This is a genomic window from Campylobacter sp. RM12647, from assembly GCF_020138135.1.
Lineage (GTDB): Bacteria > Campylobacterota > Campylobacteria > Campylobacterales > Campylobacteraceae > Campylobacter_E.
On record NZ_JACGAS010000016.1, the window covers coordinates 1 to 15,765 of the forward strand.

The 15,765-nt window shown below is 29.0% G+C and carries 15 protein-coding genes, 1 pseudogene and 1 riboswitch; of the genes and pseudogenes, 7 read left to right on the plus strand and 9 right to left on the minus strand.

All coding sequences use genetic code 11. From position 1 onward, the window contains the following. Positions 1 to 55 precede the first annotated feature (55 nt). Positions 56 to 2,416 (minus strand): phosphoenolpyruvate synthase, encoded by a 2,361-nt coding sequence (gene ppsA, locus AVBRAN12647_RS06610; RefSeq protein ID WP_214150430.1) that lies wholly within the window; start codon positions 2,414 to 2,416, stop codon positions 56 to 58. A 55-nt stretch (positions 2,417 to 2,471) separates the two neighbouring features. Between ppsA and ppsR the strand changes: the two genes are divergently transcribed. Both ppsR and AVBRAN12647_RS06620 read left to right on the plus strand, forming a co-directional pair. After that, positions 2,472 to 3,290, plus strand: a complete 819-nt coding sequence (gene ppsR, locus AVBRAN12647_RS06615; RefSeq protein ID WP_214120410.1) for a posphoenolpyruvate synthetase regulatory kinase/phosphorylase PpsR — start codon at positions 2,472 to 2,474, stop codon at positions 3,288 to 3,290. Positions 3,291 to 3,366: 76 nt separating this feature from the next. Beyond that, entirely contained in the window at positions 3,367 to 4,344 is a 978-nt protein-coding gene (locus AVBRAN12647_RS06620) for a catalase (protein WP_336614888.1), read from the plus strand. Between the two features lie 49 nt (positions 4,345 to 4,393). Here the strand turns inward: AVBRAN12647_RS06620 and AVBRAN12647_RS06625 are convergent, their stop codons facing one another. The 5 genes and pseudogenes from AVBRAN12647_RS06625 to AVBRAN12647_RS06645 form a co-directional block, all read right to left on the minus strand. Further along, the gene (locus tag AVBRAN12647_RS06625) at positions 4,394 to 5,566 is read right to left on the minus strand and encodes an NRAMP family divalent metal transporter (protein ID WP_214118343.1); all 1,173 of its coding nucleotides are present in this window, start codon (positions 5,564 to 5,566) and stop codon (positions 4,394 to 4,396) included. After that, the gene (locus tag AVBRAN12647_RS06630; RefSeq protein WP_336614889.1) at positions 5,566 to 6,303 is read right to left on the minus strand and encodes a 5-oxoprolinase subunit PxpA; all 738 of its coding nucleotides are present in this window, start codon (positions 6,301 to 6,303) and stop codon (positions 5,566 to 5,568) included. The genes AVBRAN12647_RS06625 and AVBRAN12647_RS06630 overlap by 1 nt, the downstream gene beginning before the upstream one ends. Further along, the gene (locus AVBRAN12647_RS06635; protein WP_214118339.1) at positions 6,293 to 7,216 is read right to left on the minus strand and encodes a biotin-dependent carboxyltransferase family protein; all 924 of its coding nucleotides are present in this window, start codon (positions 7,214 to 7,216) and stop codon (positions 6,293 to 6,295) included. The genes AVBRAN12647_RS06630 and AVBRAN12647_RS06635 overlap by 11 nt, the downstream gene beginning before the upstream one ends. Continuing rightward, positions 7,213 to 7,872, minus strand: a complete 660-nt coding sequence (pxpB, locus tag AVBRAN12647_RS06640) for a 5-oxoprolinase subunit PxpB (RefSeq protein ID WP_336614890.1) — start codon at positions 7,870 to 7,872, stop codon at positions 7,213 to 7,215. The genes AVBRAN12647_RS06635 and pxpB overlap by 4 nt, the downstream gene beginning before the upstream one ends. A gap of 30 nt (positions 7,873 to 7,902) precedes the next feature. Beyond that, positions 7,903 to 8,679: pseudogene (locus AVBRAN12647_RS06645) on the minus strand (putative hydro-lyase); the annotation flags it as partial. 216 nt (positions 8,680 to 8,895) lie between these two features. Continuing rightward, positions 8,896 to 8,996: riboswitch (TPP riboswitch) on the plus strand. A gap of 43 nt (positions 8,997 to 9,039) precedes the next feature. Here AVBRAN12647_RS06645 and AVBRAN12647_RS06650 point away from each other — a divergent pair. Genes AVBRAN12647_RS06650 through thiD form a run of 5 tightly spaced genes read left to right on the plus strand, consistent with a single transcriptional unit; the run spans position 9,040 to position 12,785 of the window. Next, positions 9,040 to 10,173: a cytosine permease gene (locus AVBRAN12647_RS06650; RefSeq protein ID WP_336614891.1), complete on the plus strand. Its 1,134-nt coding sequence runs from the start codon at positions 9,040 to 9,042 to the stop codon at positions 10,171 to 10,173. After that, the gene (thiM, locus tag AVBRAN12647_RS06655) at positions 10,136 to 10,930 is read left to right on the plus strand and encodes a hydroxyethylthiazole kinase (RefSeq protein ID WP_336608289.1); all 795 of its coding nucleotides are present in this window, start codon (positions 10,136 to 10,138) and stop codon (positions 10,928 to 10,930) included. Before AVBRAN12647_RS06650 ends, thiM begins: the two co-directional genes overlap by 38 nt. Then, positions 10,914 to 11,531, plus strand: coding sequence for a thiamine phosphate synthase (gene thiE / locus AVBRAN12647_RS06660; RefSeq protein WP_336607409.1), 618 nt, complete (start codon positions 10,914 to 10,916; stop codon positions 11,529 to 11,531). Before thiM ends, thiE begins: the two co-directional genes overlap by 17 nt. Further along, positions 11,507 to 12,061, plus strand: coding sequence for a hypothetical protein (locus tag AVBRAN12647_RS06665; protein ID WP_336614892.1), 555 nt, complete (start codon positions 11,507 to 11,509; stop codon positions 12,059 to 12,061). Before thiE ends, AVBRAN12647_RS06665 begins: the two co-directional genes overlap by 25 nt. Beyond that, on the plus strand, positions 12,030 to 12,785 hold the full coding sequence (thiD, locus tag AVBRAN12647_RS06670) for a bifunctional hydroxymethylpyrimidine kinase/phosphomethylpyrimidine kinase (RefSeq protein ID WP_336614893.1): 756 nt from the start codon (positions 12,030 to 12,032) through the stop codon (positions 12,783 to 12,785). Before AVBRAN12647_RS06665 ends, thiD begins: the two co-directional genes overlap by 32 nt. Positions 12,786 to 13,072: 287 nt before the next feature. Here thiD and motB read toward each other — a convergent pair whose 3' ends face one another. Genes motB through AVBRAN12647_RS06685 form a run of 3 tightly spaced genes read right to left on the minus strand, consistent with a single transcriptional unit; the run spans position 13,073 to position 15,755 of the window. After that, positions 13,073 to 13,801, minus strand: coding sequence for a flagellar motor protein MotB (gene motB, locus AVBRAN12647_RS06675; protein WP_336607411.1), 729 nt, complete (start codon positions 13,799 to 13,801; stop codon positions 13,073 to 13,075). 2 nt (positions 13,802 to 13,803) lie between these two features. Then, positions 13,804 to 14,577, minus strand: a complete 774-nt coding sequence (motA, locus tag AVBRAN12647_RS06680) for a flagellar motor stator protein MotA (protein ID WP_214118320.1) — start codon at positions 14,575 to 14,577, stop codon at positions 13,804 to 13,806. Positions 14,578 to 14,612: 35 nt separating this feature from the next. Continuing rightward, on the minus strand, positions 14,613 to 15,755 hold the full coding sequence (locus AVBRAN12647_RS06685) for a GGDEF domain-containing protein (RefSeq protein ID WP_336607412.1): 1,143 nt from the start codon (positions 15,753 to 15,755) through the stop codon (positions 14,613 to 14,615). Positions 15,756 to 15,765: the final 10 nt, after the last annotated feature.

Below are 15,765 nucleotides of genomic sequence, written 5' to 3' on the forward strand. Positions count from 1 at the left end.
AAAAAAAATAAATTTACATTGCTTTTTTGTTTTTAGCAATGTAAATTAACTATTTTTAAATACTAGCTAGGCGTTTTGAAGTGCTAATAACGCTATCAGGATTAAGCGACATTGAGCTAATGCCTTTTTGTTTTAGCCAAACAGCTAAATCTATATGATCACTTGGACCTTGACCACAAATTCCTACATATTTATTTGCTTTTTTACAAGCTGTAATTGCTCTTTCTAACATAAATAAAACCGCTTCATCTCTTTCATCAAAATCAGCCACTAAAATATCCATTCCACTATCTCTATCAAGTCCTAAAGTAAGCTGGGTTAAATCATTGCTGCCTATACTAAAACCATCAAAATATTCTAAAAACTCATCGCATAAAATAGCATTACTAGGCACTTCGCACATCATAATCACTCTTAAGCCATTTACACCACGCTTTAAGCCATTTTTCGCTAATAAATTTATAACTGAATTTGCTTGTGATAAAGTCCTTACAAAAGGCACCATAATTTCAATATTATTTAGCCCCATTTCATCTCTTGCTATTTTTAAAGCTTCACATTCAAGCTTAAAGCATTCCGCAAAATTAGGAGCTAAATACCTACTTGCACCTCTAAATCCTAGCATAGGATTTTCTTCGTGCATTTCGTAAAATTCTCCGCCTAATAATTTTCTATATTCATTAGTCTTAAAATCACTAAGTCTAATAATCACAGGCTTAGGATAAAAAGCAGCTGCAATTGTAGCTATACCTTCGGCTAATTTTGATACAAAAAATTCTCTTGCATTAGAATAGCCTTTGCTAGCTTCATTTATTTTATTTCTTAAATCATCATTTATATTGTCGTAATCTAAAATAGCATTAGGATGAATGCCTATGTGATTATTTATAATAAACTCAAGTCTAGCAAGTCCTACACCATCATTTGGCATTTGTGCGAATTTGAATGCTAATGCAGGATTTCCCACATTCATCATTATTTTTACACCGCAATTTTGCATTTCAAATTCTTCATTTTCAATTACTTCGTATTTTAATGCCCCTTCATAAACCCTACCTTCATCTCCATGAACACAACTAACGCTTACTAAATCTCCATCTTTTAATATAGTTGTAGCATTACTAGTGCCAACAACTGCACCAATTCCTAGCTCTCTTGCAATAATTGCTGCATGACAAGTCCTACCACCCCTATTTGTAACTATTGCTGCGGCTTTTTTCATAACAGGTTCCCAGTTTGGATCTGTCATATCAGTAACTATTACATCTCCAGCATTTACACGAGAAATCTCGCTAATATCGTTTATAACCTTAACTACCCCAACGCTTATTTTTTGTCCTATTGCTCTACCTGTTATTAGGACTTTTGATTCTTCTTTTAATTTATAGCTTATATCTTTTTTCTTTTGAGATTGAACGGTTTCAGGTCTTGCTTGAAGTATATAAATCTTACCATCTAATCCATCTAATCCCCATTCTATATCCATAGGTCTTTGATAATGTTCTTCTATAATTAAAGCATATCTTGCAAGTTCGTTTATTTGCTCATCATTTAAGCTAAATTTATCTTGCATATTTTTAGCTACATCTACTACTTTTACGGCGTTTTCTCCTGCTTTTCTTTCTTCTTTAAATTCCATCTTAATTAGCTTTGAGCCGATTTTTCTTGAGATTATTGCTTTATTATTGTTTTTTAGGCAAGTTTTTGATACATAAAACTCATCAGGATTCACCGAGCCTTGAACCACACATTCGCCTAATCCATAAGATGAAGTGATAAATACAACATCTTTAAATCCACTTTCAGTATCAAGGCTAAACATAACCCCGCTACTTCCTTTATCGCTTCTTACCATACGCTGAATACCAGCACTAAGCGATACTTCAAAATGTGAAAAACCCTTATGCACCCTATAAGAAATCGCCCTATCATTATAAAGCGATGCAAAAACCAAACGGATTTTATCCAATATATCATCAATTCCACTAACATTCAAAAAAGTTTCTTGCTGACCAGCAAAAGAAGCATCAGGCAAGTCTTCTGCGGTAGCTGATGAACGAACAGCAAAAGTGCCTAACCCATCGCTATCTAATTCTTTATAAAACTTAATGATTTGCTCTAAAAATAAAGGCTGAAAATTAGCTTTAGTTATTAAGCTTCTAATTTTTGCACCACACTTAGCAAGTGCATCTAAATCATCAGGATTTAAATTCTTTAACTCATTAGTAATTATTTCATCTAAATTATTGTATTTTAAAAAATCCCTAAAAGCTTGTGCTGTAGTTGCAAAACCATCAGGCACTCTAACCCCACTACTAGCAAGATTTGAAATCATCTCGCCTAAACTAGCGTTTTTACCACCAACTATTTCTACATCGCTCATTCTAAGTTTTGAAAAAGCTAAAACATATTCCATTTTCACACTCCTTTTTGATAGAATTATTTTATTTTAACAAGCAAGGATAACTTAAATGAAACAATTAAATAAAAAAATTGTGTTTTTTATAAGTGATGGAACAGGAATAACCGCTGAAACATTTGCTCACTCGGTATTAGCTCAATTTGAAGATGAATATGTTTTCACACAAATTAGAGAGCCTTTTATAAATACTGAAGAAAAGGCTATTAAGGTTGCAAATAAAATTAATGAATTAGCAAAAACCGATATTCCGCTAGCATTTAGCACTTTAATTAATGTAAATATTGCTAATCATATTAAGAATTCTAATTGTGTTTTTATAGATTTATTAGAGCCTTTTGTTAGCTTAATTTCAAATAAATTAAATGTAAAACCTAGCATAAAACAAGGTCTATCTCACTCAAACACTCATAATAAAAATTATCAAAATAGAATAGAAGCTATTAATTTTACTTTAGAGCACGATGATGGACAATTCATCTACGCACTTGATAATGCTCAAATAATTTTAATAGGGGTTTCAAGATCAGCAAAAACACCAACTAGCCTTTATCTTGCTATGCAATATGGAATTAAGGTAGCAAATTATCCACTAACTCCTGATGATTTTAAGGCTTGTGCTTTGCCTAATGCTTTAAAACCTTATAAAAACAAGCTTTTTGGTCTTAGTATAGACCCATATCGCCTAAGTGAAATACGCAACGAAAGGCTGCCTAATTCTGAATACGCAAGTATAATTAATTGTAAAAATGAAGTAAAAAATGCGGAATTTTTAATGAAGATAAACAATATCCCATTTTTAAATATCACAAATAAAAGCATAGAAGAAGTAACTTCTACTTTATTAGATATATTTGACATACATAATTAATTATTACTTAAAAATAATTATTAATTATTAATATTTATCTTATAAGATTTTTTATATTTATATTAAGGAGATAAAAATGAAAAATCTTATAAAAATTAGTGTAGCAACAACTCTTTCAATTAGTTTATATGCTAACAATATAAATGAAGAAATTGCTGCAAAAGAATATGATGCTCAAAAACTAGCAGATATTATTGTAAAGTTGAATGTTATGGGAGATAAAAGCAAAAAACCAAATCATCATAAGGGTTTTTGCGTAAGTGGAGTTTTTAAGCCAGATAGTAATATTAATGAATATTTTAACATTGAGCTATTTAAACAAAAAAGCATACCTGTAAATGGAAGAGTTTCTTTAGGTGGTGGTGAATTAAATGATAAAAGTAAAGCAAGGGGTTTAGCTATTAAGCTAGAAGGAGATAATGATAATTGGACTATGGTAATGCTAAGCAATCCAATTAATTTTGCAAAAACTCTAAAAGAATTTGGATATTTTCACGAAATGCAATTACCTGATGAAAATGGTAATGTAAATAAAGAAAAAATAAAACAAGCTTTTAGCGAAGTTCAATCTTTTAAAAATTTTGCAGAATATACTAAAAATATAGGGTTTTCAAAAAGCGTTGCTAATACTCAATTTTACAGCGTTCATACTTTTTTCTTTGATGATAAAAACAATAACAAATTTCCAGCTAGATGGACTTTTAAACCAAAAGATGGAGTTAAATTTTTAAGCGAAGAAGAAATAAAAACAACAAGTAATGATTATTTAGCAAAAGATTTTCAAGAAAAAATAAAAAATGCTCCTATTGAATATGAATTATTTTTTACATTACCAAATGAAAATGATGAATTGTATTCAACAAATGCTTTATGGCAAGGAGAACACAAGCAAATTTTCGCAGGGACTTTGCAACTTACACAATATAATGGCTTAGATTGCAATCTTGATGTATATTTTCCTTGGGATATGGCAAAAGGAGTATATGAGCCAAAAGATGAACTTTTTATACCAAGAAACGAAGCTTATGTAATAACTTTTGGTTATAGACAATAAGCTAAAGGGGTTTTAGAATTTGAAATATTAATTTCAAATTCTAATTATTTTAAGAGTTTATATATTTCATTAAAGTTACATAGCACAAATACGCCATAGCAATGGTAATTAACCAACCTATTAAAGCAAGTAGTTTAGAGTGTTTATAATCTCCTACTATGTTTTTCTTATAAGCTGCAATTAATATCACACATAAAGCAATAGGCAATATAAAACCATTTAAAGTCCCTACCAAAATTAATACTGCAGTTGGTTTTCCTATAGTTGAAAATACTAAAGTAGAAAATATAATAAAAGCTATTATTATATTGTTTTCATTCTTTTTAAGCCAAGGACTAAAGCTTGATATAAAACTAACTGATGTATAAGCACAGCCAACCACTGAAGTAATAGAAGCAGCCCAAATTACAATACCAAAAACAACACTACCAAAATTACCCAAAATATATTCAAAAGGAGTAAGAGCTGGATTGTTAGGATTTAAACTAACGCCTAAAGAAATAACACCTAAAACTGCTAAAAATAAAAATACCCTAATAATACTAGCTATAATTATTCCTGAAACCGAACTTTTACTAACTTCTTTTAGGTTTTCAACACCACAAATCCCCGCATCAAGTAAGCGATGAGCACCTGAAAAAGTAATATATCCGCCAACCGTTCCGCCTATTAAAGTAACCAAGCTTAAAGCATCAAATTTTGATGGAGCAAATGTCTCAATAGCCACTTCTTTTAAAGGTGGATTTGATTTAAACACAATATAAATTATTATAAGTATTAATATAGCACCTAAAATCTTAGCAAATCTATCCATATGTGCACCTGCGTCTTTATTAATGAAAATACCTATAGCAATTACTGCACTAATACAAGCTCCTAAAATAGGATTTATCCCAAAAATAGTTTCAAATCCAAGTCCAGCACCTGCAATATTACCTATATTAAATGCAAGTCCACCTAAAATTATCAAAAATGATAATAAATATCCTACACCTGGAAAGACCTTATTAGCAATATCTTGAGCTTTTAATTTACTAACTGCAATAATTCTCCATACATTAAATTGAACCCCAATATCCATTAAAACCGACATTAAAATAATAAAAGCAAAACTAGCCCCTAAGCTTTGCGTAAAGCTAGCAGTTTGAGTTAAAAATCCAGGTCCAACTGCTGAAGTAGCCATTAAAAATGCAGCACCTAATATAGCTTTATTATTTTTCATTAATTACTCCTTATGCTTATATTGTTTTCTTCTAAAGTTTTTTTGATTTTTTGTGCGAATAAAAGTGCTTTTTTGCTATCTCCATGAACGCATAAACTATCAGCTTTTATATTAATTTTTTTACCATTTTCACTGATTACATATGAATGTTTTATCATATTTAATACTTGATTTATTGCTTCATCTTCATTTTCAATTAAAGCATTTTCTTTAGTTCTTGATACTAATAAACCATCATCTGTATATCTTCTATCAGCAAAAACTTCACTAATACTATTAATACCTATATCATTTGCTGCACTAATTAAACAAGAATTACTAAGCCCCATTAATGCTATATCTTTGCCTAATTTTGCAACTTCTATTGCAATATTTTTTGCTAGGTCAAAATCAACACAAGCCATATTATATAAAGCTCCGTGCGGTTTAACATAGCTTAATTTTACCCCCACTAATTCGCACATTTGCTTAATCGCACCAAATTGATAAGCAAGTAATGCTTGTAATAATTCTTTATTTAAATTCTCATTAGTTCTTCCAAAATTTGCCCTATCATTAAAGCTTGGGTGAGCTCCTATTCTTAGCTTATATTCTTTAGCTTTAATTAAGGTATTATATATTTCTTTATATCCACCCGCATGAAGCCCACAGCATACATTAACCGAGCTTATTAAAGCTAATATCTCATCATCATTTTGCATACCTTCAGCTAAATCTGAATTAAAATCAATTCTCACTTGCATACTCCTTTATTTGATTTATATGTGAAATTCTTTCTTTTTTTGCCATTAGAGCTTCTTCAATACTTACTAATTCAAAACTAATCTTAGAATTAATTCTACTTTGAGCAAAAAGCCCTAAATCAGCTTCAATAACTTGAGCAATTTTTGGATAACCGCCTGTTGTTTGTGCGTCTTTTAATAAAACTATAGGCTCTCCACTACTTGGCACTTGAATAGTTCCTGCACTAACTCCGTGAGATGGCAAGCTTAATTCATTGATTAAATTAAGTTTAAAATCACTATTTAGCCTATATCCCATTCTATTGCTTGAACTTGATATATTAAATTCTTGATTTAATAAATTATGCTTTGCTTCATCGCTAAAAAGCTCCCATTCAGCACCTTTAATTATTCTTATTTTATCTCTTGGTTTTATCCTAGATACTGCTATTTGAGATAAATTCATTCTTGAACCTATGCTTAATTCATCGCCTACTTTTAATGCTCTACCATTAAATCCACCAAAAGATGCGCTAAGATTTGTAGAAGCTGAATTAAGAACAAAATCAGCACTAAAACCACCATAAGCACAAATATAAGCACACATTCCTGACATAGCTCTTATTAATCTAAGAGTTTTTCCTGCTTCAATTCTAATTCTATAATTATTATGAATTGGCTTTTCATCTATAAATGCTTCATAATTTGCCCCTGTGATACAAAAAGTCATTGCCTTATTGCAATATATTTCTATCCCACCTAAAATCACTTCAATTGCAGGTGCATTTAAGTCATTTCCCAATAAAGCATTACCTAACATAAAGCTCCATTTATCTAAAGCCCCACTCTCATTTACCCCATAACTTTTATACGAAAACCTACCTAAATCTTGAATAGTTGCAATTGATGATATTTTTGTAATTTTCATAATCTCTCCTTAATGCTATTGATTACAAATTTTAATCTATCACCTGCTTTTAAAAGGCTCGGATTTTCGCTATTTACATCAAATAATTTTGCCTTTGTATTTCCTATAATATTCCATCCACCTGGACTTTGATAAGGATATATTCCTGTTTGAGCTCCGCCTATACCAACCGAACCTGCTGGAATTTTAAGTCTTGGGGTGCTAAGCCTTGGAGTGTGTAAAATCTCATTTAATCCACCCAAATATGCAAATCCTGGTTGAAAACCTATAAAATAAACATCATAAATAGGCTCGGCGTGTAATTTAGCAAACTCACTCATACTCATACCTTTAGTCTTTGCAATTACCTTTAAATCAAGTCCTAAATCCCCACCATAATCAACAGGAATTTCAATCAATCTTCCTGATAGCTCTAGTGGTTTAGTGCTAGTAATTAACTCATTTAATTTACTTTGTAAATCTAATAAATCTTTATAATTTAAATCACTTGTTAAGACATAAAGAGTATTCATTCCGACCACTACTTCTTTTATATAAGGCATATCTTTAATTACTAAATTAAGTGCATAGCATAGGCGTTGTTTTTCTATGCTTATTGGAGGCTCAAGATATAAAAGCAATGAAGTTTCGCTTGTAATTTTAAATTTGTTATACATAATCATCCTTTAAATTTATTTTTTTTAATACTAAAACACACTATATTCGCTATCTTTTCTATCCGTTACAAACATATATCCAGGAGAATGAGTTATCATAATATCAGGCTTACTAGTAAGTGCTATGCTTTGCGGAGTTACCCCACAAGCCCAAAATACACATTCTTCATCAGGATAAATAGTAGATGCGTCTCCAAAATCAGGATTATTAATATCTTTAATACCTATTACACTAGGATTTCCTATATGAACAGGTGCTCCATGCACGCTAGGATAAAGAGCTGTTGCGGTTGTAGCTTTGATTAAATCTTTATGTTTAATTGGTCGCATTGAAACAACCATTTTTCCATAAAACTTACCAGCACTTGCACAATCAATATTTGTAATATACATAGGCACATTATGATCTTCATCAATATGTCTTAAAGGTATATTGTGATTTAATAAAGCTGCTTCAAATGAAAACGAACAACCTATTAAAAAACTCACATAATCATCTTTAAAATGATTAATAATATTGCTTGTCTCTTCTACTAATTCGCCTTTTTTATATATTCTATATTTAGGAATACTCGTTCTAATATCTGCATTATTTGCACTTGTTTTTGTAAGATATTCTCCCGCGTCTAAGACTTCAATTAAAGGACAAGGTTTAGGGTTTCTTTGACAAAATAATAAAAAATCATAAGCATCACTTTTAGGCAAAATCGCAAGATTAGCTTGAACATAACCTTTACAAACCCCTGCTGTAGGTTTGCTAAATTCATTTTTAGAAATTAAAGCTCTTAACTCTTCTGGTCTCATTTTTTCTCCTTTTTGAAATTGTAGTGTGAAAAAATGTGAAGAAAAGTAAAAATATAAAAAACTTAACTAAAATTGTTACAAAATTACACAATTAATTATATATAAAATAAGTATTAAATATATTGATTATTTATATTAAAAATTAAGAAATTATTGCAATATAACAAATAATTATTGTAATATTTTATATATCTATTTCATAACTAATTTTAATTAGAATAATAATTTTAGGGGAGCGAAAGCTGAGAGTAGGCGTAATAGTCTTGACCCTTTGAACCTGTTTGGGTAATGCCAGCGTAGGGAGATGCAAAATTTTCTAATCCTTTCTTAGCATTCCCATAAATTGATTTTATGGAGAGTTGTATGAGTAATTTTTTCTTGTGGCTTGGAGCTAGTATTTCGCTAGCTGAAATTGAAGCCGGTAGTTTATTTTCAGGTCTTATTTTAAGTGATTCTTTATTTGCTATATTTTTTGGACATTTTTTAGGTGGAATTTTATTTTTTGCTATGATGTATATTAGTACTAAACTAAAATGCAATGCTATGGGTAGTCTTAAATATTTTTACTCACAAAATGGCAAAATATTCTTTTCATTTTGCAATTTTCTAGCTTTAATTTGCTGGAGTGCAGTTATGATTATGAGTGCAGCAATACTACTAAATAGACTATATCCAAATACAATTTTTAACTTAGTAGCAATTTTGTTATCATCACTTTTAATAATATGGCTATTCTTAAAACAAAATTTATTAATGTTAATAAATAATTTTATAGTTTGCATACTTTTTTTGATAGTAATTTATATTTTTTATAACTTAATTAATCTTAATTTAAACCAAATAGAAGTTAATAAAATAAACTTAATAAATGCTATTGAACTAAGTATTGCTATGCCAATTTCTTGGCTTGCATTAGTTGGTGATTATACAAAATATTTTAAAAATCCAATAAAAGATAGTTTAGTAGCTTCAGTCGCGTATTTTTTAGGAAGTTCGCTTATGTATATAATTGGATATTTAACTATGAAATACTATAGCGACCTTTCTAGTTTTTTAATCACTTTAAAATTATCAATGTTAATAATATTTTTGATTATTTTTTCAACAATAACAACAACATATTTAGACATTTTTTCAGCTAATGAAAGTATTAAAAACATAAATAATAAATTTGGTAATAAAATTACAATTTTATTAATAATCTTTATTGCTTTATTAATAGCTATTTTTATACCTTTTTCTTTATATGAAAATTTTTTATATACATTAAGTTCAGTATTTTTACCTATGGCATCGGTTATAGTATGTGTATATTGTTTTAAACTAAAAAATTCAGCTAAATTAAATTTTTTAATTTGGTTTATTGGATTTTTAATTTATCAAATACTGATTTATTTTGATTTTTTAGCATCAATTTTAACTTTTTTAATCATTTTAATTTTAACCTTAGGAGGAGAATATGTATCAAAACATTATGCAAAAAACAAGAAATCATAAAACTTTAGTAGAAAGTATTACAAATTATGTAACGATAAATGACTCAGCTAACGCTATTTTAGCTGTTGGTGGCTCACCTATTATGGGAGATTTTTATGAAGAAGTTGGCGAAATTGTTACAATTAGTAATGCGGTTTTGCTAAATATCGGGCAGTTAAACGAAAATCTAATAAAAGCCCATAAAAACGCAGCCTTAAAGGCAAATGAATTAAATATTCCTATTGTTTTTGACCCCGTTGCAGCAGGAGTTAGTAATGCAAGAAATAATTTATGTAAATATTTAATGCAAAATATAAAGTTTTGTGTAATTAAAGGCAATGCAAGCGAGATAAATTATCTAGTAAATAAGACATTAAATACAAGTGGCTGCGATAGTAGTGATGAAATAAATCAAAATGATTTAGAAAAATACATTGATTTTGCTAAAAAACATAAAACTATTTTGGTAATCACAGGTAAAAATGATTTTATTATCAGCAAAACGAATGTTTTTATACTAAGCAATGGTTCGGCAATGCAGACGAAAATCACAGGTGCAGGTTGTATGCTAGGCAATATCTTAGCCGTTTTTGTTGGGGCAAATGATGATAAATTAAATTCTGTAATCACAGGTATAAGTGCATTTAACATAAGTGCTGAAATAGCCGAAACTAAAGCAAATGGCACTATGTCGTTTAAAATGCACTTAATTGATGAGTTAAGCAAAATTGATGGAACTACCATAAAAGAAAGGATAAAAATTGAAAAACTTAGATGAAATTTTAAGATTTTATGCAATTAGTGATGATATATACACTAAAGAAGATGAATTATTAGATATTTGTGAGATTTTATTTGCAAATCATGTAACTTGCTTTCAAGTAAGAAATAAAGCGAACAATTATAGCCTTAATACACTTTTAAAATTAAAAAATCTTTGTGAAATAAAAAAAGTAGCTTTAATAATAAACGATGATTTAGACCTTGCAATTAAGCTAAATGCTGATGGTATTCATCTAGGACAAAGTGATATAAACAAAAATCTAAAAATACCAAAAAATATGTTTTTAGGAATAAGTGCAAGTAATTATGAAGAAGCGTTAAAAGGCTTACAATTAGGAGCAAATTATCTAGGCATTGGAGCAATTTATGAGAGCAATACTAAAAAAGATGCAAAAATGCTAAGCAAAAATGACCTAATAAAAATAGTGCAAGAAATAAACATTCCTAAAGTGGCAATAGGAGGATTAAATTATCAAAATATAGACAATTTAAAAGAATTTAAAATAAAAAATATAGCTTGTATAAGTGCGATTTATGAAAATCAAAATTATAAAGCAAATTGCGAAAAATTATGGAAAAAGATTTCTCTTTTATAATTGACCTTGATGGCGTAATCATTGATAGCGTTGGCTTTTGGCAAGAATTAGCTAATGGATATAATTTAGATGATTTAAGTTTTTATGATGGGCTTAAAAAAATTGATGAATTAAACAAAACTAAATTAAGTAAAAAAATTATTAAAACTTGCATTGATTTTTATAGCAAAGAAGCTAATTTATGTATAGGTGTAAATGAGTTTTTAGCCAAATTTAAAGCTTATAAAAAGTGTATTTATACAGCTAGTCCATTTGCAAAACTTGTTTTAAAAAGATTTGATATTTTAGATGAATTTGTTTTCATTCAAGATGAAAGAAAACATTTAAAAACTACTCAAATAGCTTTAAAAACTTGTATGAATAAGCTAAATACTAATAAATTTATTTTAATTGATGATAACTTTAAAATAATTGATTTAGCTAATAAAAACGACATTTTTAGCGTTGGAATAAATTGCGAAAATGCAAAAATAAATATTAAAAACATAGGAGAATTAAATGAAAAAGATATTAAGCATAGCTGGAAGTGACCCATCTGGTGGGGCTGGGTTGCAAGCTGATATAAAGACAATTCAAGCTCATAAAATGTATGCAATGAGTGTAATTACAGCTCTAACTGCTCAAAATACTAGCGGAGTTTTTGGCGTTTTAAGGGTTGATGCAGATTTTATAAAAGCTCAAATAAAAGCTTGTTTTGATGAATGCGAAATAGATTTTATAAAAATCGGAATGCTTTATGATGAAGAAATTATAAATTGTGTTAAAAATACTCTAAATGGATATAGTAAAATCGTATTAGATCCAGTAATGGTATCTACAAGTGGTGCAAGATTGCTTGATGAAAGGGCAATTAATGCTATAAAAGATTTTGCAAAAAATGTTTATTTGATTACTCCAAATTTATATGAAGCTGAAGTTTTATTGGGCAAAAAAATCACAAATGAAAAAGATGCAATAAATGCAGCAAAAAGTCTAGAAAAAACTCTAAATTGTAAGGTTTTGTTAAAAGGTGGACACTTAAAAGCAAGTGATTTTTTAAGCGAAAATGGTGAAATTACTATTTTTAAAGGCGAAAAAATAAAAAATATTGTAACTCACGGCACGGGTTGTACTCTAAGCTCTGCAATTGCTTGTAATTTAGCTTTAAACGAAGATATTAAAACAGCTTGTAAAAATGCAAAAGATTATGTAAGTAATGCTTTAAAAAATAGCTTTAACTTTAATTACAAAGTAAAATTATTAAATCATTTTTAGCATTATAGTTTTAAGCTTTAATTTTAAAATATGTTTTTTGAAATTAAAGCTCTTAACTCTTCTGGTCTCATTTTTTCTCCTTTTTGAAAATGTAGTGTGAAAAAATGTGAAGAAAAGTAAAAATATAAAAACTTAACTAAAATTGTTACAAAATTACACAATTAATTATATGTAAAATAAGTATAAGGTTTTTATTATTAATTTATAAAAGATAAAAGTAGTAAATATGTAATATTTAAAGCTTTAAAAGAATTTGAAATTCCTTAAAACTTTAAATACATATAAAATTATTTAACTTTTTCTACTGCATCAAGTATTGTTTTTTGAGATTTTATATCGTTTATATCAGTTTTAAAATATAATTCAACTCTATTATTTTTTGCAGATTCTAAACTATTATTATCAAATCTAGGATTGTTTGCTCCATAGCTTTTGATACTAAGTTTTGATGAATCAACCCCGCTTTTAATAAGTATCTCAAGGACTTCTCTAGCTCTTGCAGTTGCTAAATCAAAACTTGTTAAATAACTATCATCATTATCGCTAAATCCACGAATTTCAAGCTGAACCCCATCTCCTAAGCCTTGCATAATCATTTTAATTCTTTTAAGATATAAAATATCATCACTATTTGCAACTCTAGTTTCATCTTTGTTAAAAAACAATATTGAAGGAAGTTCCATATAGAATTGGTTTTCTCTTTGATCTAAGATAGCTTTTAGTTTTTCTATACTTTCTTGCTGATTTATATTTTGAGCTTGTAAAGCACGAGATTCTTCGTTATTTGATGGACTATGTTTGCCATCTGTTTTACTCTCTTTTTCTACCACCTGTGTGCTTGGAAAATCAAAAATCTTTACAAATTCTTTAGTTAAAGCCTTTGCTTTATCAGTATTTACCGAAGCAATAGCATAAAGTGCGATAAATAACGCTAGTAATAATGAGAAAAAGTCTGCTAAAGGAACAGCCCATTTCTCGCATGCTGGTATTGGTGGGCACTTTTTTTTCTTAGACATTATTATTCACCAAATTGTGATTTAGGTACTAAACCATGTGGGAAATATAAAAATAGCTTTTGCTCTAAATCTCTTGGATTTGCACCTTCTGCTATACCAACTACCCCAGCCATCATAAGCTCTTTTTCTACTATTAAATCATGTCCGTTACCTTTGATTTTGTTTCCCCAAGGCACAAACACTCCATAACAACAATAAATCCCTGTAACCGTAGCCGTAAATGCACCCGCAATACCCATCGCCATTGCTTGCGGATTATCAAGTAATTGAAGTGCTAGCATAAGACCGCACACCGCTCCAACAAGTCCAAATGTAGGACAAGACTCACCTACACGACAAAAGAATTCCCTACACTCATCATAATAAGTTTCTGAATGAGAAATATCAAGCTCCATACTTTCTTTTATCTCTTCAACATCTTTACCATCAACCATCATCATCATTGCTGATTTTAAGTAGTGATTATCTATTTCAGCTACTTTTGGTTCAAGTGCTAAAAGCCCATCTTTTCTAGCAATAGAAGCAAATTCTATTAACTGATCGGTTCTTGCTTGAAAATTAACCCCACTACCTTTAAAAACTATTTTAAGCTCTTTAAAAGCTCCTTTTATAAAATATTTATTCGTTCCAACCATAGTAGAGAAAAATGCTGTTGGTAAAACGATTAAAACCGATGAAATATGAATAAGGTGTAATGGGTTACCACCTTCTAAAATATCCCCTACGCAAATAGATGTAAGAGCTAAAACCATTCCTAAGACCGTTGTTAAATCCACATTTTTTCCTTTATTTAAATCTTAAAATATTACATTCATTTAGTTAAAATTTCTTCATTATATACTTTTATGCAATTTTTGCCAGCATTTTTAGCAGCATACACTGCTAAATCGGTTTTTTTCATAAAATCATTAGAATTTGTAATAGTAGTCGGCAAAATTGTAGCCACTCCTATACTAATACTACTTTTCCATCTATCATCTAACTTATTTCCTACTTGAATATTTAAACTTCTAGTAACATTTAAAAGTGTTTTTGCTAATAACATAGCACCATCAATATCTGTATTTGGTAGTAAAACAAAAAACTCATCTCCACCAAGTCTTGCTAAAACATCATCAGTTCTAATAGTTTCTTTGATTGTTTGCGAAAATTCTCTTAATACCTTATCGCCCATTTCGTGTCCATAAGTGTCATTTACTTCTTTAAAATTATCTAAATCAATCATTAAACCACTTGTAATTAACGAATTTTCCTTAGCTTCATTTAAAATAACTTCTAAAACTTCAAATAAATGTCTTCTATTTGGCAAATTTGTTAATACATCTGTTAAAGCTATACTTCTTAAAGTTTGATTTGTTGCTGCTAATTCTCTTGTTTTCTCTTTCACTTTTAATTCAAGATTTCTTTTAAGTTCTAATAATTCGCTATTTTTCTTAACTACAACATTTAAAAGATTACTAAGAGCTTTTACTAAAGGTGCTGTTTGCTTATTTTCATTTTGAACTACTATCTCATAAGCCTCTTTAGCTTCAAGACCTTGATTAATTAATTCTATTTGTTTTGCCATATTTTGGTCAATCCCTAAAATATGAAAAGCAAGCCAAGAAATCAAAAACTCTAACAAACTCTTAACAGCTTCTTTATTAGTGCCATCTCCAACATCATCATATAATTGCTTAGTTTGTTCTATAAACATTTTATGACTTAATTTATGCTCTTGAAAAAAATCACTATAAATATTTACATTTTGCATTAGCATTTCTTCTTCTGAAAAATGCTCTTTAGCATAGTTTAAAATACCAGTAAAAGCTTCATCTAACTCATTTTTATTTAAATTCTTTTCGCTTAATTTTAAAGCTAGTTCATTGATTAATTGCACTAAATAATAATGCTGCTTATCAACATTATCAATATTTGTTTCATAGTCTTTATTCCAAGCAAATATTATTTCCATAACCTTTCCC

What these genes read in the sequence shown, in the direction of transcription:
- ppsA (WP_214150430.1), bottom strand. Translation starts at nt 2,416, where the DNA reads ATGGAATATGTTTTAGCTTTTTCAAAACTTAGAATGAGCGATGTAGAA.
- ppsR (WP_214120410.1), top strand. Translation starts at nt 2,472, where the DNA reads ATGAAACAATTAAATAAAAAAATTGTGTTTTTTATAAGTGATGGAACA.
- AVBRAN12647_RS06620 (WP_336614888.1), top strand. Translation starts at nt 3,367, where the DNA reads ATGAAAAATCTTATAAAAATTAGTGTAGCAACAACTCTTTCAATTAGT.
- AVBRAN12647_RS06625 (WP_214118343.1), bottom strand. Translation starts at nt 5,566, where the DNA reads ATGAAAAATAATAAAGCTATATTAGGTGCTGCATTTTTAATGGCTACT.
- AVBRAN12647_RS06635 (WP_214118339.1), bottom strand. Translation starts at nt 7,216, where the DNA reads ATGAAAATTACAAAAATATCATCAATTGCAACTATTCAAGATTTAGGT.
- pxpB (WP_336614890.1), bottom strand. Translation starts at nt 7,872, where the DNA reads ATGTATAACAAATTTAAAATTACAAGCGAAACTTCATTGCTTTTATAT.
- AVBRAN12647_RS06650 (WP_336614891.1), top strand. Translation starts at nt 9,040, where the DNA reads ATGAGTAATTTTTTCTTGTGGCTTGGAGCTAGTATTTCGCTAGCTGAA.
- thiM (WP_336608289.1), top strand. Translation starts at nt 10,136, where the DNA reads ATGTATCAAAACATTATGCAAAAAACAAGAAATCATAAAACTTTAGTA.
- AVBRAN12647_RS06665 (WP_336614892.1), top strand. Translation starts at nt 11,507, where the DNA reads ATGGAAAAAGATTTCTCTTTTATAATTGACCTTGATGGCGTAATCATT.
- thiD (WP_336614893.1), top strand. Translation starts at nt 12,030, where the DNA reads ATGAAAAAGATATTAAGCATAGCTGGAAGTGACCCATCTGGTGGGGCT.
- motB (WP_336607411.1), bottom strand. Translation starts at nt 13,801, where the DNA reads ATGTCTAAGAAAAAAAAGTGCCCACCAATACCAGCATGCGAGAAATGG.
- AVBRAN12647_RS06685 (WP_336607412.1), bottom strand. Translation starts at nt 15,755, where the DNA reads ATGGAAATAATATTTGCTTGGAATAAAGACTATGAAACAAATATTGAT.